General features: G+C 65.7%; 19 protein-coding genes and 3 pseudogenes. 7 read left to right on the plus strand and 15 right to left on the minus strand.

Going from position 1 to position 19117, the window contains the following annotated elements; translation table 11 throughout:
* Window positions 1–23: 23 nt before the first annotated feature.
* The 3 pseudogenes from ACXDF8_RS17420 to ACXDF8_RS17430 form a co-directional block, all read right to left on the minus strand.
* Window positions 24–399: pseudogene (locus tag ACXDF8_RS17420) on the minus strand (phytanoyl-CoA dioxygenase family protein); the annotation flags it as partial.
* A pseudogene (locus tag ACXDF8_RS17425) lies at window positions 396–614 on the minus strand (ectoine synthase); the annotation flags it as partial. The pseudogenes ACXDF8_RS17420 and ACXDF8_RS17425, both read right to left, overlap by 4 nt.
* Window positions 553–989 (minus strand): annotated as a pseudogene (locus ACXDF8_RS17430) (aminotransferase class III-fold pyridoxal phosphate-dependent enzyme); the annotation flags it as partial. The pseudogenes ACXDF8_RS17425 and ACXDF8_RS17430, both read right to left, overlap by 62 nt.
* Window positions 990–1114: 125 nt before the next feature.
* Here ACXDF8_RS17430 and ACXDF8_RS17435 point away from each other — a divergent pair.
* Genes ACXDF8_RS17435 through ACXDF8_RS17445 form a run of 3 tightly spaced genes read left to right on the plus strand, consistent with a single transcriptional unit; the run spans window position 1115 to window position 2367 of the window.
* Window positions 1115–1546, plus strand: a complete 432-nt coding sequence (locus ACXDF8_RS17435) for a MarR family winged helix-turn-helix transcriptional regulator (protein WP_457224525.1) — start codon at window positions 1115–1117, stop codon at window positions 1544–1546.
* Between the two features lie 16 nt (window positions 1547–1562).
* Window positions 1563–1985, plus strand: a complete 423-nt coding sequence (locus ACXDF8_RS17440; RefSeq protein ID WP_457224526.1) for an organic hydroperoxide resistance protein — start codon at window positions 1563–1565, stop codon at window positions 1983–1985.
* Window positions 1936–2367 (plus strand): hypothetical protein, encoded by a 432-nt coding sequence (locus ACXDF8_RS17445; protein WP_457224527.1) that lies wholly within the window; start codon window positions 1936–1938, stop codon window positions 2365–2367. Before ACXDF8_RS17440 ends, ACXDF8_RS17445 begins: the two co-directional genes overlap by 50 nt.
* A 46-nt stretch (window positions 2368–2413) precedes the next feature.
* Here the strand turns inward: ACXDF8_RS17445 and ACXDF8_RS17450 are convergent, their stop codons facing one another.
* Both ACXDF8_RS17450 and ACXDF8_RS17455 read right to left on the minus strand, forming a co-directional pair.
* Window positions 2414–2704, minus strand: a complete 291-nt coding sequence (locus tag ACXDF8_RS17450; RefSeq protein WP_457224528.1) for a hypothetical protein — start codon at window positions 2702–2704, stop codon at window positions 2414–2416.
* 140 nt (window positions 2705–2844) lie between these two features.
* Window positions 2845–4722 (minus strand): glycoside hydrolase family 2 protein, encoded by a 1878-nt coding sequence (locus ACXDF8_RS17455; protein ID WP_457224551.1) that lies wholly within the window; start codon window positions 4720–4722, stop codon window positions 2845–2847.
* Between the two features lie 515 nt (window positions 4723–5237).
* Here ACXDF8_RS17455 and ACXDF8_RS17460 point away from each other — a divergent pair.
* The gene (locus ACXDF8_RS17460) at window positions 5238–6272 is read left to right on the plus strand and encodes a CobW family GTP-binding protein (protein ID WP_457224529.1); all 1035 of its coding nucleotides are present in this window, start codon (window positions 5238–5240) and stop codon (window positions 6270–6272) included.
* Between the two features lie 6 nt (window positions 6273–6278).
* On the opposite strand, the gene ACXDF8_RS17465 is transcribed toward ACXDF8_RS17460, so the two are convergent.
* A complete protein-coding gene (locus ACXDF8_RS17465) occupies window positions 6279–6887 on the minus strand; it encodes a TetR/AcrR family transcriptional regulator (protein ID WP_457224530.1) in 609 nt (202 codons plus the stop codon).
* 85 nt (window positions 6888–6972) lie between these two features.
* Here ACXDF8_RS17465 and ACXDF8_RS17470 point away from each other — a divergent pair, with 85 nt between their 5' ends.
* Window positions 6973–8163: an alpha/beta hydrolase family protein gene (locus tag ACXDF8_RS17470; protein ID WP_457224531.1), complete on the plus strand. Its 1191-nt coding sequence runs from the start codon at window positions 6973–6975 to the stop codon at window positions 8161–8163.
* 67 nt (window positions 8164–8230) lie between these two features.
* Here the strand turns inward: ACXDF8_RS17470 and ACXDF8_RS17475 are convergent, their stop codons facing one another.
* The 7 genes from ACXDF8_RS17475 to ACXDF8_RS17505 all read right to left on the minus strand — a co-directional run bounded on the left by ACXDF8_RS17475 (window position 8231) and on the right by ACXDF8_RS17505 (window position 14657).
* A complete protein-coding gene (locus ACXDF8_RS17475) occupies window positions 8231–8608 on the minus strand; it encodes a hypothetical protein (protein WP_457224532.1) in 378 nt (125 codons plus the stop codon).
* Window positions 8605–9375: a hypothetical protein gene (locus ACXDF8_RS17480; RefSeq protein ID WP_457224533.1), complete on the minus strand. Its 771-nt coding sequence runs from the start codon at window positions 9373–9375 to the stop codon at window positions 8605–8607. Before ACXDF8_RS17480 ends, ACXDF8_RS17475 begins: the two co-directional genes overlap by 4 nt.
* 85 nt (window positions 9376–9460) lie before the next feature.
* Window positions 9461–9955 (minus strand): VOC family protein, encoded by a 495-nt coding sequence (locus tag ACXDF8_RS17485; RefSeq protein ID WP_457224534.1) that lies wholly within the window; start codon window positions 9953–9955, stop codon window positions 9461–9463.
* Window positions 9956–10022: 67 nt separating this feature from the next.
* Window positions 10023–11276 carry an outer membrane porin GjpA gene (gene gjpA, locus ACXDF8_RS17490; protein ID WP_457224535.1) on the minus strand — a complete coding sequence of 418 codons (1254 nt, stop codon included), beginning with the start codon at window positions 11274–11276 and terminating at the stop codon, window positions 10023–10025.
* Window positions 11277–11860: 584 nt separating this feature from the next.
* Complete coding sequence (locus ACXDF8_RS17495; protein ID WP_457224552.1) at window positions 11861–12655, minus strand: glycoside hydrolase family 16 protein; 795 nt, start codon at window positions 12653–12655, stop codon at window positions 11861–11863.
* A gap of 76 nt (window positions 12656–12731) precedes the next feature.
* Window positions 12732–13634, minus strand: a complete 903-nt coding sequence (locus ACXDF8_RS17500) for an NAD-dependent epimerase/dehydratase family protein (protein WP_457224536.1) — start codon at window positions 13632–13634, stop codon at window positions 12732–12734.
* A gap of 63 nt (window positions 13635–13697) precedes the next feature.
* Complete coding sequence (locus ACXDF8_RS17505; RefSeq protein ID WP_457224537.1) at window positions 13698–14657, minus strand: mechanosensitive ion channel family protein; 960 nt, start codon at window positions 14655–14657, stop codon at window positions 13698–13700.
* Between the two features lie 643 nt (window positions 14658–15300).
* Between ACXDF8_RS17505 and ACXDF8_RS17510 the strand changes: the two genes are divergently transcribed.
* On the plus strand, window positions 15301–15807 hold the full coding sequence (locus ACXDF8_RS17510) for a hypothetical protein (RefSeq protein ID WP_457224538.1): 507 nt from the start codon (window positions 15301–15303) through the stop codon (window positions 15805–15807).
* 42 nt (window positions 15808–15849) lie between these two features.
* Here the strand turns inward: ACXDF8_RS17510 and ACXDF8_RS17515 are convergent, their stop codons facing one another.
* On the minus strand, window positions 15850–16416 hold the full coding sequence (locus ACXDF8_RS17515) for a dihydrofolate reductase family protein (protein WP_457224539.1): 567 nt from the start codon (window positions 16414–16416) through the stop codon (window positions 15850–15852).
* A gap of 494 nt (window positions 16417–16910) precedes the next feature.
* On the minus strand, window positions 16911–17759 hold the full coding sequence (locus tag ACXDF8_RS17520) for a hypothetical protein (protein ID WP_457224540.1): 849 nt from the start codon (window positions 17757–17759) through the stop codon (window positions 16911–16913).
* A 154-nt stretch (window positions 17760–17913) separates the two neighbouring features.
* Here ACXDF8_RS17520 and ACXDF8_RS17525 point away from each other — a divergent pair.
* Window positions 17914–19058, plus strand: a protein-coding gene (locus tag ACXDF8_RS17525; protein ID WP_457221679.1) for an IS3 family transposase whose coding sequence is annotated in 2 segments (ribosomal slippage) — window positions 17914–18181 and window positions 18181–19058 — 1146 coding nt in all. Because the reading frame shifts where the segments join, the coding sequence is not laid out codon by codon here.
* The last annotated feature ends 59 nt before the right edge of the window (window positions 19059–19117 follow it).

A 19117-nucleotide genomic window follows, 5' to 3' on the forward strand; every position in this document is an offset into this window, starting at 1 on the left:
CGCTGAGCGGACACTGAATGGCTGTGCGCGATGTTGCGGTCGAACCACAGACCGGTGCCGGGTGCACCGGTGATCTGGCCGATGCCGTGCCGGCGCGCCGCCTCCGTCAAGGTGCTCTGATCCGGCACCCCGATCTCCTGCCGAACCAGCGAGGAGGTGTGATGGTCTTGCGGTGTCGAACCCACGCACGGATAGAACGTCTTGTGTGAGCCCGGCATCACCATCAAGTGCGCCGTCATAAGGGTAGTTCTCGGTCAGCGCGATCGAGCATGACACGGCCCGCATCAACGGCATGCCGTCCTCCGCGTGCCAGGTCTCGAAATCGGAGTGCCAGTAGAAGCCGGAGCTGGTGAACCCGGGCATCAGGTTGACCCGAGCCTGGTGCAAGTACACGTCGTTCCGGTGCGCAATGGATGGTTTTCGCCCGTTTCGTGATTCGTCAGCGTCCCGCTGCCTTCGACCACCCACACCGCTTCGACGTGGTGGCGGTAATGGAACTCGCTGACAGACTTGGCGCTGATCGTGGTCTCGTGGAACGAGAAGCCGACGCCGTCCCCGGCCCTGAACCGTTTCGACGATGACCGCGGCCGGTCGGTTGAGTCCGCCGCCGGAATCGTCGAGCACGCGCTCGAACCAGTGGAAGTCCTCGGTGAGACCGTCGAAGTAGTTGTCGTAGGGCATCGGTGTCGCATGCACCAGCGGCATTCCCGCTCCTGCCCGCTTCGTCGAGTTACCGGTCACTGAAAGCGAACCCAACGTCATACCGTGAAAGGCTTTGGTGAAGTTGATGACTGCTTCGCGCCCGTGACCTTCCTGGCCAGTTTCAGCGCCGCCCCGACGGCGTTGGTCCCGGTGGCACCAGGAAACTGGACCTTGTAGTCGAGATTGCGTGGCCGCAGGACCAGACGGTCGAACGTCTCCAGAAGAGTGGTCTTGGCCTCGGTTGCCATGTCCAGCGAGTGGACGATCATGTCACTGCTCAGGTAATCGCAAGTCGGGCGGCGTCGGCAGCAGCAACCGGAAGTAACCGCTCGGGGCACCTCGCGGAGCAATCAACGTTCCCACCGCTCCATGATTTGTTGTGCACAATATAGTTGTGCGCTATCATTCTGTCGTGACCGCTCCGCGCCTCGACGACCAGCTTTGCTTCGCGCTGTACTCGGCTTCGCGCGCAGTCACCGCCGCCTACCGCCCGTTGCTGGCCGAGCTCGATCTCACCTACCCGCAATACCTCGTGCTGCTGGTGTTGTGGGAAGAGGGCCGCGCCGGCGTGGGCAGGCTGTGCGATCGGCTTCACCTTGATTCAGGCACACTCTCGCCGTTGCTCAAACGCCTCGAGGCGATCGGCTACGTGAGCCGAGAACGCTCCGCGACCGACGAGCGTCGCGTGGACGTGATTCTCACCGCTGCCGGAAAGCGACTGCAGTCCAAGGCTTCCTGCATCCCGGAGCGACTGCTGGCGGTGTCGCAGATGAGCCTGGACGAGATCGTCGCTCTGCGCGAGGCGGTCGTGCGCTTGAGCGACACACTGCTCGCCAACCAATGAACAGGAAGGAACGGACATGAAGGTTCTCTACACCGCGGAGGCACTGGCCACCGGTGAGGGTCGCGACGGACACGGACGCACCTCCGACGGCAAGGTCGATGTCGACTTGAGCATCCCCAAGGAGATGGGCGGTACGGGCGCCGGGACCAATCCCGAGGAACTCTTCGCCGTCGGCTACGCCGCCTGCTACCACTCGGCGCTACGGCTGGTCGCCCGTCAGGAGAAGGCCGATGTCTCCGATTCCGCTGTCGGCGCCAAGGTTTCGCTGGGCAGCAATGACACCGGCGGCTTCGTCCTCGCGGTCGAGTTGGAGATCGTGCTGCCCAACGTCGATCACGACACCGCCGTCGCGCTGGCCGAAAAGGCCCACCAGGTGTGCCCGTACTCCAATGCGACCCGCGGCAACATCGACGTCACGATCACCGTCACCGACGACTGAGCACCCACGGACGTCGGTTCCGCTGGCCGAGAAGCTGTTTCGTGCTGCGCTGCTGATCCCCAGCTTCGCCACCCTGACGGTGTTCCTTCGGCTGCGCGAACGATTCGGCCGGCCGTTGTGCCTGCCGGGGCGGACCAACCACGGCACCACACTGCTGTGTCGCCTCCCAGACCTGACCGCCACCTACATCTGGGAGTTCGGCGAGTGGGAACCCGAGTTGACCCGCTTCATCGCAAGCCGACTGAGGGATGGGGACGTCTTCGTCGGCGTCGGCGCGCTGTCCAGCCGCATCCGGCACGTCAACAAGGCGGCCGCCGCGAAATCGGGCACCGTGACCGTGTTCGCCGGCCCGGCGACTCGATCTCGTTCTGTCCCGCCATGATGGCGCGCAGTTGGACATCGACCTGCGCCAGGGACGTCGCAGGTGATCAGCTCTTGTCGTCGTCAGTTCGCCCCAGTGCGCGGTCAGCGCTACGAATCAGGTTGCGATTGAACTGATATTGGGCAGCGGCTAGCTTGTCCGCCAAGTCGATCGCGGCATCGACCAGCTTGGCCTTCAGGGGTTGCAGCGCCTCGGGCACAGCCTCGTCGACGGTCTGCCGGAACAAGCGCAGCGCCTCGGTCGCCGCGTTCTGGCCCACTTTGGCCGACTCGTGCACCTCCTCGAGCAGCTCGCTGGCGGCTGACGGTTCAGTGTGTGCCTCGGTGACATCGGTCATGTCAGTCCCTCTCTGCGGTGAATGAATACTTCGATGTCGACGCTAACCGGGCAGACGATCCACCGATACGGGCGAAGGTCCCACAGCGGTGGGAAAAGAGGCCTGTCAGCCACCGCGGCCCGTGCTGGTCGGGCACACACTCAGCGACGCACGTCCGGCTGAGGCAGCGAGGGGGTTCCCGCGGCAATGACCGCACGATTACGTTCGGCCACAACAGGTATCGGCATCTTCACCTGCCAGCGGTCGTAGCTGAGGAACCCGTTGACCTCGTTCTCTACATCAGTTGTCTGGGTGTAGATCGCTCCAGAGAGCCCGTCGCGGCGCACCGCATCCTCCAGCGCCCTGCTGACCTGCACGTAACGGTCGGTCAGCCGGTCGGGATTGCTCGCCATCTCGTAGGCCTGTGGCCGACCCGGCCAGCGATTCCTGTCCAGCACCAGCCCCAGGCCGCCGTACTCGCCGTCGACCCTCACCCGGTTATCGAGCGCCGCTGGGCCTTTCGTATGGGCCTTCGTCCGGTCGTCGGGCACGCTGGGACGGCCGGGACCGACGTAGGTGTGATCGTCGTAGATGTCGCCTGCGCCGGTGTCGCCGCGCGATTTGCAGCAGTTCACCCCGCTGTTGGCGTCCACCATGCGAGTGGGGTCGGCGGACTTCACCAGGTTCGCGATCCGAGCCGCGTCGAACTCACCCCAGCCCTCGTTGAACGGAACCCAGCCGACGATCGCGGTGACGCTGCGCAGCTGGTCGACCATGGCCAGCAGCTCCTTCTCGAAGTTCGCCTTCGCCGCGGGCGCCGGTTCCGGGGCCGGGCCGACGGGAATGTCGAGCGAAACGTCCAGCGACGGCATGTCCTGCCACACCAGCAATCCCAGCATGTCGGCCCAGTAGTACCACCGCGCCGGCTCAACCTTGCCGTGCTTGCGCACGAAGTTCATGCCGAGGTCCTTGATCCGCTCCAGGTCCGATTTGAGCGCATCGTCGGTCGGGGCGGTGTAGATGCCGTCCGGCCAATAGCCCTGATCGAGCGGGCCGTGCAGGAAGGTGATGTTTCCGTTCAGTGCGATGCGTGGTCGGCCCTTCGGGTCGGAGACGGTGCCGATGGTCCGAAGACCTGCGTAGCTGTTGACCGCATCGAGCACCTTGCCCGACGGTCTGACCAGCGCCACATGCAGGGTGTAGAGGTGAGGGTCGTCGGGAGTCCACAGATGCGGGTTCGGGATCGGCAGGTGAATCGGCGCACCTGCGGCGGCCGACGCGGCCGAGACCACCCGGCCTCCTCGCTCGGAAACGGCCACCACGGCGCGCTCGTATTTGGTGCCCGAAACCCGCGGAATGACCGTCAGGCTTGTCAGATCGGGGGTGATGTCGAGTTTGTCGATGTGTGCCGAACGCACCGGCTCCAGCCAGACGGTCTGCCAGATGCCCGAGGACCCGGTGTAGAACAGGCCCTTCGGCCTGTTGCGCTGCTTGCCGACCGGGAACGGATTGGCTTCGTTGCGGTCTTGCACCCGCACGACGATTTCCTGGGCGCCCGGGCCGCGCAGGGCGTGGGTGATGTCGGCGCTGAATTCGGTGTAGCCGCCCTCGTGGCGGGCGACCTCCTTGCCGTTCACCCATACTGTGGCGATCTGGTCCACAGCACCGAAGTGCAGCAGGATATGCCGGCCTAGCCAGCTGCTGGGCAGCTTGACGACCTTGCGGTACCACATCTCGTCGTCGTGCCGTTGGATGCCGGACAGGGCGGACTCGACCGGATACGGAACCAGGATCTGCTCCCGGTACGCCCCCGGCGCGGGCGGCGCCGGCAGGACACTGCCGGCCGATCGGCCCATATAGCTCCAGACCCCGTTGAGATTCAACCAATCGGAGCGCACCATCTGGGGTCGCGGATATTCGGGCAGGGCGTTGTCCGGCTTCACCAATGTGGTCCACGGGGTGGGCAACAGCGCCGTCTTGGGGTGCCACATCACCACTGCGTTGGCCGGGGCGTTTCCGGTCAGCACCACCGCGGACATCGCCAAAAGTGCTGCGACGAAACGGCCGATCCACACCCGACGGAGCCAGGATCGTTCGGGACGCGGTTGATCGACGTCACCGGTCACGGGTTGTCCCCCAAGCCTAGAGATCACTCGCGGCCCATGCCCCCACATGGAGACCGCTTCCTGCGCAGCACACGACCAACCCAGTCCACGACACATGGTGTTCCGATGCCTGTCTGCGAGTTGACCGCGAGACAAACCCGGGAAGATGCGATTGCGGAAGCGACTCTAGCCGCCGCCGACCGGGTTGGCCAGTGCCATTGGAATCTGTGAGACCGGGGCGGACGCCGGTGCGGCACGTTGATGCTGGCCTCGCATCGGCGCATGAGTCCGTTGTCGTCGAACTCCCACAGCTCGTTGCCGCAAACTGCGCCACCATTGTCCCGCGACGTCGCGACATTCGTCGGTCGTCCAGAAGAACTTAGGTGACATCTCACGCTCTTCCCGACTGCGCGCGTGGCCACAGATCGCGGATGTGGCACCATCGCCTCATGGCGTCGGCGGCCCTTCGAAATCTCGGCACAGCCATTCCCGTCATCGCGCTGACCGGCCACTTGGGCGCGGGTAAGACCACCCTGCTCAACCACATCCTGCAAACACCGCGGGCACGCATCGGCGTGGTGATCAACGACTTCGGTGAGATCAACGTCGATGCCGGACTGGTGAGCGGCCAGATCGACGAACCCGCCTCGATCGCCGGCGGCTGCATCTGTTGTCTTCCCGACGACGGCGAGCTCGACGTCGCGCTGGCTCGTCTGGCCGACCCGAAGCTGCGGCTCGACGCCATCATCATCGAGGCCAGCGGCATCGCGGATCCCGCCGCGATCGCCCGCATCATCGGATTCAGTGAGATCGCCGGGGTGCGCGACGGCGGTGTCGTCGATGTGGTCGACGCAGTCCGACACTTCGAAACCGTCGACCGTGGCGGTCTGGCACCGGCTCGCTATGGTGCGGCGACGCTGGTGGTGGTCAACAAGCTCGACCAGCTCCCGCCGCAAGATCGCGACGCCACGGTGGCGCGAGTGGAAAGCCGTGTGCGTGAACGCAATCCGCGTGCTCACGTGATCGGGGCGGTGAGCGGCCGGATCGATCCGACCCTGCTCTACGACGTGGCGGCGGCGGTCGACGAGACCGGCCAGCTTTCCTTCCGTGACGCGCTCGTCGACGAGCCCGCACCCAACCACGTCCATGCCGACGCCGTCACCGTGGCCGCCGACGGCCCGGCCGATCCCGATCTGCTGGTCGACCTGCTGGAGAACCCGCCCGTCGGGGTCTACCGCATGAAGGGCACCGTCGCGGTGCGGGAACGCTCGGCCACCCGGACCTACGTCGTCAACGTGGTCGGGCCTTCGGTACAGATCAGCCGGGCCCCGCGAACGGACGTGGCGCACGGGCTGGTCGCAATCGGGACGCACCTGGACACCGACGAGGTTCGCCGCCGAATCACCCAGGCCCTCAAGCTTTCCGAAGAAGCCTCCCCGGCGACAGCGACCCGGCGACTACGGCGGCATCTGACCACGCGCTGAGCCGGCTCACGCTGACAGTAGGCCGGCACGCGCGGCGGTGAGCGCGACCTGCGTGGCCCGGGCGATCAGAGCTTCGTCGATGGGGTCACCGGTGGTGACCATCCGGTAGAACAGCGGCGCACGGAACGTCGCCAGCAGCGCGTCGGCATCGCAGTGCTCGGGAAGTTGTCCACGCTCGATCGCCCGCTCGACCGCCGGTCGTGCGCGCTGTGTTTGGTTGTCGAAATAGCGGCGGGTGGCCTCGCCGAGGTCGGCGGAGCGCAACCCCGCGGTCAGCACCATCGCGACGACCTGACGGCCGACACCGCCGTTGAGCACCTCGGCCAGTTCCCGGCCGAGCGCTAACAGGTCGGTCTCGATGTCGCCGGTCTCGGGGACCGGCAGAGCCTCGACCGACCACGCGGTGAGCGCGTCGACCAGCAGGTCGTCGAGTGTCGGCCAGCGCCGGTAGACGGTGGTCTTGTTCACCCCGGCGCGAGCGGCCACCGCCTCGACGGTCAGTGCCGCGTATCCAGAGTCGGTGAGTTCGGCGACGGCGGCGTCGAGGATTGCCTTGCGCACCCGGGCGCTGCGACCGCCGGTCCGTACGCCCTTGGTGGCCTGCCGGTTCTCCACTTATCGCCTCAGTTCGTTGCATTAAATCAGGAACGGTGTGACACTGAGCTTAAAGCAACTGATCGATGCGATAAGGGAGCCGGCCGTGCGATTCATCTTCGATACCGACGAGTCGTTCTCGTTCGAGACGCTGCGTGCGGTGGGCTATGCGGCCTACGGTGGGGCCGACGTCGGCGAGGTGATCACCACCGCGCAGCGCATCACGCCCGGCGACGGCGAATCCTGGTACCGGAACTGGCGCGCCCTGGCGGATCGGATCGCCGCCATCGCCGACGAGTGCGCAGTCCAGGGACATGCGGTCAGCGCCAGCGCGGCCTACCTGCGCGCCTCCAACTACTACCGGACCGCCGAGTTCTACCTGCGCGATGATCCGCGCAACGACCCCCGGGTGGCCGACACCTCGGCGCGGGCCATCGAGACATTCCGCAGCGCGGACGAGATCCGGCGGGGCTGGAAGGAGGTGCGGATCCCTTACGCGGGAGTCGAATTGGACGGCTACTACCTCAATGTCACCGGCGAGGAGCGCGGGCCGACACTGCTTGCCCACGGCGGATTCGACTCCACTGTCGAGGAGATGTATTTCGCCGTCGGGGAGGCAGCTCGGCGGCATGGCTGGAACTGCCTGCTGTTCGAGGGGCCAGGCCAGGGCAGCGCGTTGCGCCGCGACGGTCTGCCCTTCCGGCACGATTGGGAAGCGGTGGCTACCCCGGTGGTGGACTTCACGCTGGGCCTGCGCGGGGTGGACCCCGATCGCATCGCCCTGCTGGGCATGAGCATGGGCGGCTACCTGGCCCCGCGTGCAGCGGCGTTCGAGCACCGGATCGCGGCGTGTATCGCCTACGACGGGGTGTTCAGCATGGCGGCAGCGATGCCGACTGGTGCTGCACCAGAACAGGATTCGGCCACTGCTGGCGCGGCCATCGATGCCCTGATCGCCCAACGCGCTCAGGCTCCCACCGCACTTCGCTGGCTGTTGTCCAACGCGTTGTGGGTGTTCGACGCCACCACCGGCGCGGAACTGCTCGACGAGGTTGCCAAGTACGACCTGACCGGGGTCGCCGAGCGAATCCAGTGCCCGACGCTAGTCTGCGAAGCAGAGGACGATCAGTTCTTCCAAGGTCAGCCGGCCATGTTGTACGAGGCGCTGCGCTGCCCGAAGACCCTCCTGCGCTTCGCCGCCGAGGAAGGCGCGGGCGAACACTGCCACGAGGGCGCGTTGACGTTGTTCCACCAGCGAATGTTCGACTGGCTCGACGACACCCTGCGGCACGGATAGGCGAGACAATGCCTACGGAGATGAAAGCTGTTCGACTGCTCCAGTTCGGCGGCCCCGAGGTGCTGACCTACGAGACCGTTCCAGTCGCCCGGCTCAGGTGCCCGTGTGGCACCAGGGCGACAGGATCACCGATGTCAACGGTGATGGGATCGTCGCAGGGCGCGGCCACGAAGGGGATCTGGAGCAGTCCGTGGAAGTCGTCGGTCATGACGAAGGTGTGCGCGCGGGCGAACAACGGTTGGGCGTCGAACACCCGTACCCGTAGCTTCTCCCGGCGCAACCGCCCCAGTTCCCGCCCTGACTCGGGGTCGGTGACCACCGGGCCGGTGTGCGCGTGGACCGCGAACACCATGCCCACCCGGACTCCGGCCTCGGCGCCGCGGTTGATGACGAGCGTGTGGTCGTCCTCGATCAGCGCGACCCGCCCGGTGATATCAGCGCTCACGACGCCGCCAGCGAATTGCCTTCTCGCAGAGCCGCTCCCGATCCGGCCCGGATGCGCGGGCGCAACCCATAGTCGTCGGCGCGCAGCGGGACATCCGAGTAGGCCTCGGCGTCCTGCTCAGTGCCCAGCGTGAGCTCGACGGCTGTCTTCGCCTGGAACAACGCGATGACCGCCTGCTGGTGGTGGTCGGTGCCGAAGGAGGACAACGCCAGCGCCAGCTTCTTGTCGACGTACTCGACCGAACGCTGCAGATCTGAGGCGGCGGGTTCGAGCGGTCGGGCTCGCGAGCTGGGGACGACTGCGGCGCCCAGTCCGCTGTACCAGCGGTGGCCCAGGGCGCCCAGAGTGGCGGCGCACACGGGGATCACCACGACCGTGCAGACCAGACCCACGGTGTCAGCGAGGGTGATCGCGCCCACGATCCCGAGCAACATCAGGATGGCTGCGGCGCCGAAGGCCTGCACCGCCGGCGGCACCGCCTCGATCGCGCGCCAGACCTGTTGGACGGTGCGCGCGAAGAATCGAGCGGCGGTGGCAATGGCCTTGCCGACGGCGGCGATCGCCTGGACCAGGCTGCGGCCCACCTGATCGGCTTGCTGGCGGTTGACCGGGGACTTCGGCATCGACCAGGAGCGTCGGCGCGCCGCGGGAGCGGGTTGCGGAGCCGCCGCCGGCTCGGGGGTCACCGGGGCGGTCGGCTCGCCGCTCGCCTCGGGTGCGTCGGATGTCGCGGGCTGCTCGTCAGGCGCTGCCGCCTGGTTAGTCACATCAGTATCAGCAGACACATTCGTATCATCGCGCCAATAAGTCGGATCGTCGCCCTGGCGCGCCGAGGTCGGTGTGACTTGCTGGTTAACCGGTGGCGGCCGCGGCGATATCGGCAGCACTGATTCCTGAGAGGTCGGGGACGTTCTGCATGAGTTCGATGCGCGTGCCGTCGGGGTCGGTCAGGTAGATGAACCGGCCGGACGCCGGGTCCCCGATGTCCCCGAGGACGGTGCGCGTCGACTCCACGAAGGTGCCCCCGTGGGCGACGATGGCCTCGGTCAGACCGTCGACATCCTCCACCCGGAACGATAGGTGGGTCAGGCCGAGTTCGGTCATCGGCTTGCGCTGCCCCGAGCCGGTTATCGGAACGTCGACCCACTGCAGCAGTTCGATCCGGATGTCGTCGCGAATGAGCATCGCGGAGCGGAACCGACCCTCTTGCTCCATGGTGGCGGCGACTTCGTTGTTGTCGAAGTCGAGTCGGTAGAGCTGCACGAAGCCGAAAACCCCGGTGTAGAAGCGGATCGACCGGTCGAGGTCGGTGACGCAGATACCGATGTGAGAGAAGCCCTGGATCATTCGCGCAGTCTGGCAGAACGCGCTCCCGGTCAGCGGTGTCAGTACCGATGACCGGGAGCGCGGCCAGCTAGCTGCCCGCAGCGGCCCGCTTGGAGCGCGCCGTGCCGGCCTTGCCGGACGCGGTTGCCGACGCGTGATCGGATGCTGCCGCCGACGTGGCGGCGCGGTTCGCCCCGACGGCGACGCGATTGGTGGCCTGGGTGCGGGCGCTGGATCCGGCCGCAGCGCGGACTGTCTTGTCCGACAGGCTGTTAGATGCTGCATCACGAGGCGAGTCGGTAGCGCTGCCGGCCGCCGGCTCCGACTGTGCAGCGGACTTCGTGGCGACGGTGATCGGCGCGGTGACCGAGGCGGCGGCGGTCAGCGCCGAGCGGGGCACCTCGTTCGCGGCGGCGGCCGCGGACGTCGCGCCGTTCCAGCCGATGGCCTTGGCGATGGCGCGGGCGAGATCCATCATCGCCCCGATGGGCCCGACGCCGGTGCCGGTGGCGAGACCGACGTGGACGGGCAGGCCGAGCACGTTACTGTCATAGGCCAGGTCGAGTGCGTTGAAAATCGAGCCACCCGGGCTGAGCAACCCGCCCAAGGCAATGCCGACCGTGACACCGGCCGGGAAGGTGACGCCGAGAGACGGCCCTATCGCCGTCACCAGGCTGGTGAGGTCGATGTGCTGCCCACCACTGAGGAACGCGTCGGCCATCGCCGCGGGAATGCCGGCCAGTGTGTTCAGCGCGGCCGTCATGTCGGGGTTGGAACCGGTGACGTCGTCGGAGATCGAATCCAAGGAGGACTGCAGCACCAGCAGCGGTCCCAGGATGGGGCCGGCCATGCCCAACACCACCCCACTGAGGGCCGTGGTGGAGAAGCCGAGCAGCTGCTGGCCCATCTCAGAGATGCTGAAGTGCAACGCATCTGGGATGCCAGGCAGCTGCAGAACGGCCGGCAGCAACTGGTAGAGGGTGCGGTGGGTGGTGTCCAGGGTGGAGAGGTCCGGCTTGGTGAACGCGGCGAGAGCGCTGGCGGCGTTGGCCTGGATCTGAGCGGCGACGGTCGCGAGATCGGGCAGTTCGGAGAGGTACTTCTGCTGGTTGGCGGTGATCTGCTGCAGGATCGGGGCCGGCGCCGCGCGCCACTCGTCGTAGAGGGCGGTGGCGTTCTGGCTGGCCTCGGCGAACACTTCCTGCCAAGTGGTGGCGGCGAGCTGGACGGCAGCCTGGGCGTGCATTGTCGGCTGCGGCAGCACAGCCGGGCTGATTGCGATGGCGCCGGCCCCAACCACCGCGACACCAGCAGAAATGAAGGGCCGAGACGTTGCAAGCATGTTGACTCCCCGTCGTCGTGTCACCCCCGACCCGAGCAAGAACGGTACCGGAGGTACCACGTCCCGACATCGAAATCGAAAGGTAAATGCGCAGGTTTCTCGTTAGCTCGACGATCGCCGGTGGGCGCCAGAGACGGTCGATTTTTCGCTGAAAGCCGCGTCCTCGCTTCGGTGTGAGCGCCGCTCCGAGAGCCCGTTGTTGTGGCTGAGTCGCAACTTTGGCGAATAGTTGTTCTTTTGATAACCAACCACTTTCACGTCCATAAGTCGTCGAAGGCGCACTGTATGAGCCGCGTGGCGGTACTTCAGCGAACAGTCATACCGATTGTCGAGCAGCGACGCAACCGATGCCCTATCGAGTCCCGGCGGTGGCCATCATTGTTAGCCGGCATCTCGGACGGGTGCTCGCGCAGGTGGCCCACGATCATCGTCGGCGCGGTCGCGGCAGTGGGTGCCCTGGTGTGGCTCCTTCGGAACCGGTCAGCCGGCGGCCGACACGAGATGCCGGATCTGCCGGGGGCGCACGAGGCAGCCGCGATGGATCCTCCGGCCACCGAGCCGGCGTCCCCGGTGTGAGAGCCGTTCTACCAGATCCGAATCCAGTCGACGAGCATCGACGCCGGGAAGTTCCCGAGGGAGGGATCCCCACCCCCGGGTCCCCCGACCGCGAGGTTGAACATCGGGGACAGCCAATACCCGGGGTTGTTGAAGGGCCAGCGTAGATCCGTCGGGTTGCCGTGGACCGGAATGGGTTTCGGCGGCACCGAGAAGTAGGGAGCAGCCCCGTCGACGTAATCCCGCCAGAACTTGAACCCGTCGGCGTCCCAGCGCATTCGCCAGTTGTGCCACCCGCCGTCGATCAGACTGGCGATGGACTTGCTCTCCCACGTCTTACCGTTCGACGCAGCGTGCACGGTAGTTCCCGGGGGCCAGCTACGGTTGCCGTAGAACTCGGCGATGTCGACCTCACCATCGGGCAGCGGGTCTTCGTTCACCGCCCAATAGGCCGGCCAGGCTCCCGACGTCAGGCAATCGAACTTGACCCGCGCCTCCCAGGTGTGGCCCATCGGGACCCGCCAGTTCCCCCGTACCTTGCCGGTGAAGTACTGGTCGTCTTCCCGGGTGGCGCGAAGCACGAGGTTCGAATTTCCGTCGAGGAAGACGTTCTGGCGGTCATCGCGGTATTGGCCTTCGACCGGTGGCCAGACGTCGTCCTGCCAGTTCTGGATCGACCAATTCGCCGGGTTGGGAGCTGCCCCCGCCGGGCCGTCGAAGTCGTCGGCGAACAGGTAGGGCGCGTCGGCCTCGGCGGTCTTGAGCGGGATTGCTGCGGCCAACAAGCCGAGCCCTGCCAGCACCATCATGCTGCGACGATCCAGTTCGAACACGGCCACACCATAAGACGAACAGCGGGTTGCGGCGCGTCAAAGCACCAAAAATGCCTGTTCGGATCGGCTAGGGGCGGACCAGCTCCGGGTGAAAGGTGGCGACCATCCGTCGCATGCCGTCACGCCAGTCGACACTGGTGGTGCCGATCAGCTCGTGCATCTTGGTGACATCCAGCGGATTGCCGCGCAGCGCTTGATCGCTCTCCTCGAATACCGGTTCCTTGCCGACGAGCAAGCCGAGATAGGTGCACCACTGCTGGATGCTGACGAATTGATCGCCGCCCCAGTTAACCGTGGTGACCGGAACCGAGGCCACCTCAAGCAATTTCGGGATCATCGCGATGATGTCGTCCTCGTGTATCGGGTTGTAGACGGCGGGCCCGCCGGACGGGACGGGGATCGGGATGCCGCCGAGCAGCATCTCGAATTGGAAGAGCGGCCAGCCGCCGTTGTCGCCGTAGGGCACGTTGAGGCGGGCGATGGTGGCCGGCAGACCGAGCACCCGCGCCATGGTGGCGACGACGACCTCGCCGGCGATCTTGGAGATGGAGTAGGTGGGAAGCAGGGTTTTGTGGTTGTCGCCGTGCACGGCGCGTTCGGTCCGAGGTTCGTCGCCGGGCGGGTCGTAGACGGCCCCCGAGGAGCAGTGCAGGAAGGCTTTGGCGTCTCGGCAATGCGCCATGAGAAGGCCTGCCGACTCCGCGTTGGCCGCGAGGTCCTTGTCCCATCTGCCGCTCTTGGCGACCGCCAAGTTGAGGACGTAGTCGAAGTCCGACGGCAGGCCGGTGAAGTCCCCGGCGGCCATGTTGACCGACTCGCAGCGCACGCCGGCCTTCTCAAGGCGTTCGCGTGCCGCCGCATCGGTGAAGCGGGCTACGCCCCATACCTCGTTGTCGCCGGCCAGGGCCAGGGCGACGGGGACGGCGACCTGGCCGCTAGCACCGGTGATCAGGATTTTCGATCCGCGCATCGGCCGATGGTAGGCAGCCGATGCGCTCGTGACAGCGCTTTGTCCCGGTGCCACTCGGCCGGACTACTCCGCGGTGTTGCCCCCGACCACGGCGTGGATGCGGCCCCGCGGGTAGGGCAGTTCGATGCCGTTCTCGTCGTAAGCGCGCAGGATCTCCCGCCGCAGCCGGCGCTGCACCGACCACTGAGCACTGGGCTTGGTCTTCAGCGTCATCCGCAGCGTCAGCAGATCCGGCGCGAGTTCCTGCACGCCGAGCATCTCGGGCTCGCCGAGCACTTTGCCGCCCAGCGCCGGGTCATTGATGGCCTCCGTGGCCGCCGCCAGGGCCACCCGTTCCGCCTCGTCGACGTCGGCGGTCAACGCAACCGGCACCTCGATCCGGGCGACTGCATACTCCTGGCTCATATTGCCGACCCGGGCGATCTCCCCGTTGCGGACATACCAGAGGGTGCCGTCGATATCGCGGACAGTGGTGATGCGCAGGCCGACGCTTTGGACCTCCCCGGACATTTCGCCGAGGTCGACGATGTCTCCGACGCCGTACTGATCCTCGAGCAACATAAAGACACCGCTGACGAAGTCGCGCACCAAGTTCTGGGCGCCAAATCCGATTGCCAGACCGATCACCCCGGCCGAGGCGATGAAGGGCGCCAGATTCACCCCCACCACGTTGAGGGCGGCAAGCACCACCCAGGTCAGCAGGATGATCGACACCGTCGATTTGAGGACCGACCCGATGGTGTGTGCGCGCTGCTGGCGACGTCGATTGATGGACTCCCCCGTCGACGTCGTCGGCACCCGATGGCGCAGGGTGCGCAGCAATGCCGGTTTCTTGCGCGTGCTCGGCTGCTCCGCGTCGGGCTCTTCACCGGTCCGGCCGGTGGTGGCCCGGTCGATCATCCGGTGCAGGACATACCGCGCGATCAGGACGACGATCAGGTATGCCGTCAAACGGATCGGCACCTCCACGAGCCAGTGCTGGGTGGTGTCCGTCCATTCGAAGGCCAAGTTGCGTGCATCCATGTCTACGACATTACGTACCCACGATCGTCGGCATCGACGCCTCCGAACCTATCGTCACCCCGATGGCACCGAAGATCACCGCGCATCAGGGCGGTCGGCTACGCCGAAACAACGCCGCGCCCAATCGTTTTCAGGATCATCGTCGGCGACGGGGTCAACCGTTAGGTGGCCCGGCGGTAGCGGGCGTCGGCGACGGTCTCGCGCCGGTTCTGCTCCAGCGATCCGACCCGTCCATGAACCCACATTTGAGCGTCTTGCCGTAGATCTGGTAGCACCCGTATCCGACCACCACGAGGCCCCCGACGATCCATCGTCCGCCCGGAAGGCCCAAGACCACCGCGGTGGCCTGCTGGCGAGACTGGCCGCCGCCTACACCGGAAGCACCGCCGGCAGAGCCACCCCAGTGGCGATCAAGATCAAGAGCGACGTCAACGCAGGGTGCCGGCAGGGTCGGTGAGGAGCCTGTCGTCGGCGCGAGTTCGGCGCTCTTGCCCAGCGTTTTCACCCGCCGCGCGACGGGTATCTGAGCGACGCCTGAACACAACCGCTACGTTGGCTGGACCGGGTGTGCCTGATCGCCCGAGCTGATCGAATCGCGGCCCCATTGCCGAGGCCACCATCCACGTCGCGAAGGAGCCACGAGATGAATGCCCGCGTCTGCACTTTGCTCTCCGCCGCCCTGCTGGCTGCCGCACTGCTCTTCGCACCCGGCGCGGCCGCCGACCCCATCGCCGGAGCGGACGCGACCATCGCCGGAGCAGACGCGGCCATCGCCAAGGCCGAGAGCGCGCTCGGGACAGATATGTTCGGCCCCTACGGATGCGAGGCCTTCGTGGCCTATGCCTACGGCGTGTCGCAGGCGCAGTACGGCTGGGACGGCGCCGCCGAAACGATGTACCAAACGCTGCTCCGCCAAGGCCAGATCCACACCGACATGGACGCTCCGCGGGGCGCACTCGTCTTCAGCAAGAGCCCGTACGGCGCCCACATCGACATCGCCCTCGGTGACGGGACGTATGTTTCCGGCGGCGTCCAGGGGCTCAAGCGCGGGTACGGCGACGGGCACAACATCCAGATCCTGCCGAGCCCCCATGTGGGGAACGGTTGGGTCTACCGCGGCTGGAGTCTGGGTTACCCCCAAATGTCCTGATGGCACATGTCCTGATGGCACTCCGCAGTGCCGCGTGACCGGTCAGTCGCGCTTCGCCTCATAGCGCAGCAGCACCGCGCCACCGGGAAAGGTGCGGTTCTCGACCAGTCGCAGCGAAATCCGAGAAGGCAGGGCCGGGAAGAACGGCGTGCCGCCGCCGACGGCATTCGGCGCCAACACGATCCGGTATTCATCGACCAGTCCGGCCTGCACGATCGGGGCGGCCAGCGTCGCGCCGGCCACTTCCAGGTTCCCGTCGGTCTCGACTTTCAGCTTCCTGACCACCTCGACCGGGTCGCCGCGTTCCAAGCGCGAGTTCCAGTTGACGGTGTCCAGGGTGCGGGAGAACACGACCTTGGGCATGTCACGCCAGATCTGGGCGAAATCGACGATGTGAGGGGAGGCATCGGGGGCCTGATCGGCGGTAGGCCAGTATTCGGCCATCAGCTCGTAGAGTCGCCGGCCGTAGAACGACAGGGCGGTCTGCCGCTCGAAATCGTTCCAATATTGGTGCAGCTCTTCGCTCGGCGCGGACCAGCCGATGTCGCCTCGCGCATCGGCGATGTAGCCGTCCACCGAGACGTTGAAGCCGTAGATGAGTTTTCCCATACGAATCAGACTGCACGAGCGCGCGAAAGTCATCGCTAGTCGACCGAGAGGCGCAGCCTCCTCCAGACACCGAAGCGGTCAGAATTACTTGGCGGCCCTGGCCGACCTGCCGGACTTGGCCGTCGAGCCCTTCTTGCCCGCGCTGGCCTTCGAGTCGTGGCGCTTACCAGTCACCGATCCTGCCTTGGCGTCGCTCGACGAGGAGCCGGAGCTGCTCGTGGCACAAAATCGTGTCTATCCCGCCTCTCTCAGTGCCCCCAGTCGGACTCGAACCGACACTGTGCGGATTTTAAGTCGGATTTCCCGGTCCCAGTGCAGTAGCTGCAATGGTTCGCGGAGCTCTAGCAGGACCTCTATTCGCCTATTCCTACCTGGGCGGATGTCGACCAAAACGCATAGCAGCGGCTGCGCCATCTGTTAGCCCACTTCCGCAAGTTGCCGCGCGGGTATGGACGCGACGTGGACGCCGGGACGAAGCCCCGCACAAGCCAAATTCAGTCGTCGCCATCCGCAACAGCTGCGGCTTCGTCGCCGTCCTCTTCCTCCCAGCCCTGGAAGCTGGCCGCGAAAGCCAGCACTCGCGGCGCGAGCAGATTCATCGGCGGCGACATATTCCGGCGAGTGAAGCCCGGGCCATCCTGGAACGCACGCTGCCCCTTCGCACCGTCGGGATAGCGGGCCAAAAACTCCCGTACCGTCGCAGCGTCTTCCCCGGCCTTCGGATACAGAATCCGGTCCAGCTTCTCTTGCAGCGACCCGATCAGCGGCTGGATCTTTTGGATCATGTGCAACACGCTCGGGTCAGAGTCACTGTCCTGCAACTCATTACGCTTTAGCCAGGGCTTATTCCTGGCCTCCTTGGTGAAGTCGAACATGTATTGGCGATGCATGTACACGTTGACGGCGTTTTCACCATGTAGGCGTGCCGCGAAGTCGTACTTGAATGCATTGATGTCACCGTGCAGCAGCGCATCACGCATTTCAAGTAGCCAGCGGTACTCAAAGGAGTCCACCTTCAAGTCGTTGAACAGGGCCAGGACTGCCTGTTCTTGCGGCGTTCGACGGCCGAAGGTGTCGCGCACCGCGCGGATCGTCTGATCTTCGTGACTCTGCAGGGCGCTGGTGAAGGAAATGAGCGCTGACCGCACCTTGCGCCGACGCTCGTCAAACGCATCCCCGTCAAAGATACTGATCTTGTTGTCCCGCAGGTCTTCAAGGATTGAAACCAGCTGATCCAGGAACCTGTCGCTCTCATCGGAGACGTGGCCGAGCAGCTCACTGTCCAGCATCTTCCGGATGCGTTCGTAAGCATCGCGATAGCGCTTGTCGTCGTCTTCGGTCAACGAACACACCTTCTCGATTATCGGAGCATCACAGCGGCTGAGATCCAGGTGAATCAGGATTGCGCCGTATGGATCTGGCGTGTTCCCGGTGAACGAGTCCAGCAAGTTCTAGAGTCCTGTAGCCCGATGGTGGGCGAGAAGGGACGATGAACGTATGGCTGGTCGGAAGCGGAACTCCGCAGAAGACATCGTGCGCAAACTGCGCCGTGCGGACGAACTGGCCGCCGAAGGCAAGACCGGCGAGGAAATCGCAGCCGAACTCGAGGTGTCTGCGGCGACGTTGTACAACTGGCGTCGCGCCTACGGCGGGATGGACACCGATGCCGCCAAGGAACTCAAGGAATTGCGCGAACAGAACGCCCGACTGAAGCGATTACTGGCCGAGGCCGAGCTGGTCAAAGACGCCTTGCGGGAGGTCGCAAAGGGAAAATTTTAGGCCCAGCTGCCAAGCGCCGCGCCGTCGGCATGCTCACCTCCATGATGGGCATGTCGGAACGGTTGGCGTGCAAAGCCGTTGGGCTGCCCCGCTCCACCTGCCGTCGCCTGCCGTTGTCGCAGACCCCCGCCGATCCCGATGCCGAGATGCGGGCCTGGCTGCGCACGTACGCGACGAAGAACCCATGCCATGGGTTCCGCCGTGCCTGGGCGGCGTTGCGCTACGACGAGCGCCGTGAGGTCAATTTGAAGAAGATCCACCGGCTGTGGCGCGAGGAAGGGCTGCAGGTGCGGGTGCACAGTCCGCGCAAGCGGGCCGGGGTGTCGTCGATCCCATCGATCGAGGCCGATGCCCCGAACGTGGTGTGGGCGATCGACTTCCAGTTCGATTCCACCGTCGACGGCAAGGCCATCAAGATCGCCTCGATGATCGACGAGCACACCCGCGTCTCACTGCTGCACATCGTTGAGCGGTCGATCACCGCCGACCGACTCGTCGCCGATCTCGCCAACGTGTTCGCCGCAGCGGGTGGGCCGCCGAAGGTGCTGCGGATGGACAACGGTCCGGAGTTCATTTCCCAAGCGCTGCAGCAGTTCTGTGACGGTCGGACTGGTATGTCGTATATCCCGCCAGGAGCGCCATGGAACAACGGACACATCGAATCGTTCAACAACCGACTACGCAAGGAGTGCCTCAACCGCAACCACTGGAACACCCTGCTCGAAGCCCGCGTGGTCATCGGCGACTTCAAGCACGAACACAACTACCGGCACCGCCACTCGGCCCTGGGCTACCGCACCCCGGCCGAGTACGCTGCCGTCTGCAGCTGCACCCACACCCCGATGGACTGCAACATCAACTGAAACTGGATCACACCACCCCGACTCAAGAACCGGGTGGACTCAGAATCGGGGACTCGCCA

Source organism: Mycolicibacterium sp. CBM1 (assembly GCF_054073305.1).

Excerpts from the sequence above, each read along its gene's own strand:
- ACXDF8_RS17440 (WP_457224526.1), top strand. The coding sequence starts at position 1,563 with ATGAAGGTTCTCTACACCGCGGAGGCACTGGCCACCGGTGAGGGTCGC.
- ACXDF8_RS17445 (WP_457224527.1), top strand. The coding sequence starts at position 1,936 with ATGCGACCCGCGGCAACATCGACGTCACGATCACCGTCACCGACGACT.
- ACXDF8_RS17450 (WP_457224528.1), bottom strand. The coding sequence starts at position 2,704 with ATGACCGATGTCACCGAGGCACACACTGAACCGTCAGCCGCCAGCGAG.
- ACXDF8_RS17455 (WP_457224551.1), bottom strand. The coding sequence starts at position 4,722 with ATGTCCGCGGTGGTGCTGACCGGAAACGCCCCGGCCAACGCAGTGGTG.
- ACXDF8_RS17460 (WP_457224529.1), top strand. The coding sequence starts at position 5,238 with ATGGCGTCGGCGGCCCTTCGAAATCTCGGCACAGCCATTCCCGTCATC.
- ACXDF8_RS17485 (WP_457224534.1), bottom strand. The coding sequence starts at position 9,955 with ATGATCCAGGGCTTCTCTCACATCGGTATCTGCGTCACCGACCTCGAC.
- gjpA (WP_457224535.1), bottom strand. The coding sequence starts at position 11,276 with ATGCTTGCAACGTCTCGGCCCTTCATTTCTGCTGGTGTCGCGGTGGTT.
- ACXDF8_RS17500 (WP_457224536.1), bottom strand. The coding sequence starts at position 13,634 with ATGCGCGGATCGAAAATCCTGATCACCGGTGCTAGCGGCCAGGTCGCC.
- ACXDF8_RS17505 (WP_457224537.1), bottom strand. The coding sequence starts at position 14,657 with ATGGATGCACGCAACTTGGCCTTCGAATGGACGGACACCACCCAGCAC.
- ACXDF8_RS17510 (WP_457224538.1), top strand. The coding sequence starts at position 15,301 with ATGAATGCCCGCGTCTGCACTTTGCTCTCCGCCGCCCTGCTGGCTGCC.
- ACXDF8_RS17515 (WP_457224539.1), bottom strand. The coding sequence starts at position 16,416 with ATGGGAAAACTCATCTACGGCTTCAACGTCTCGGTGGACGGCTACATC.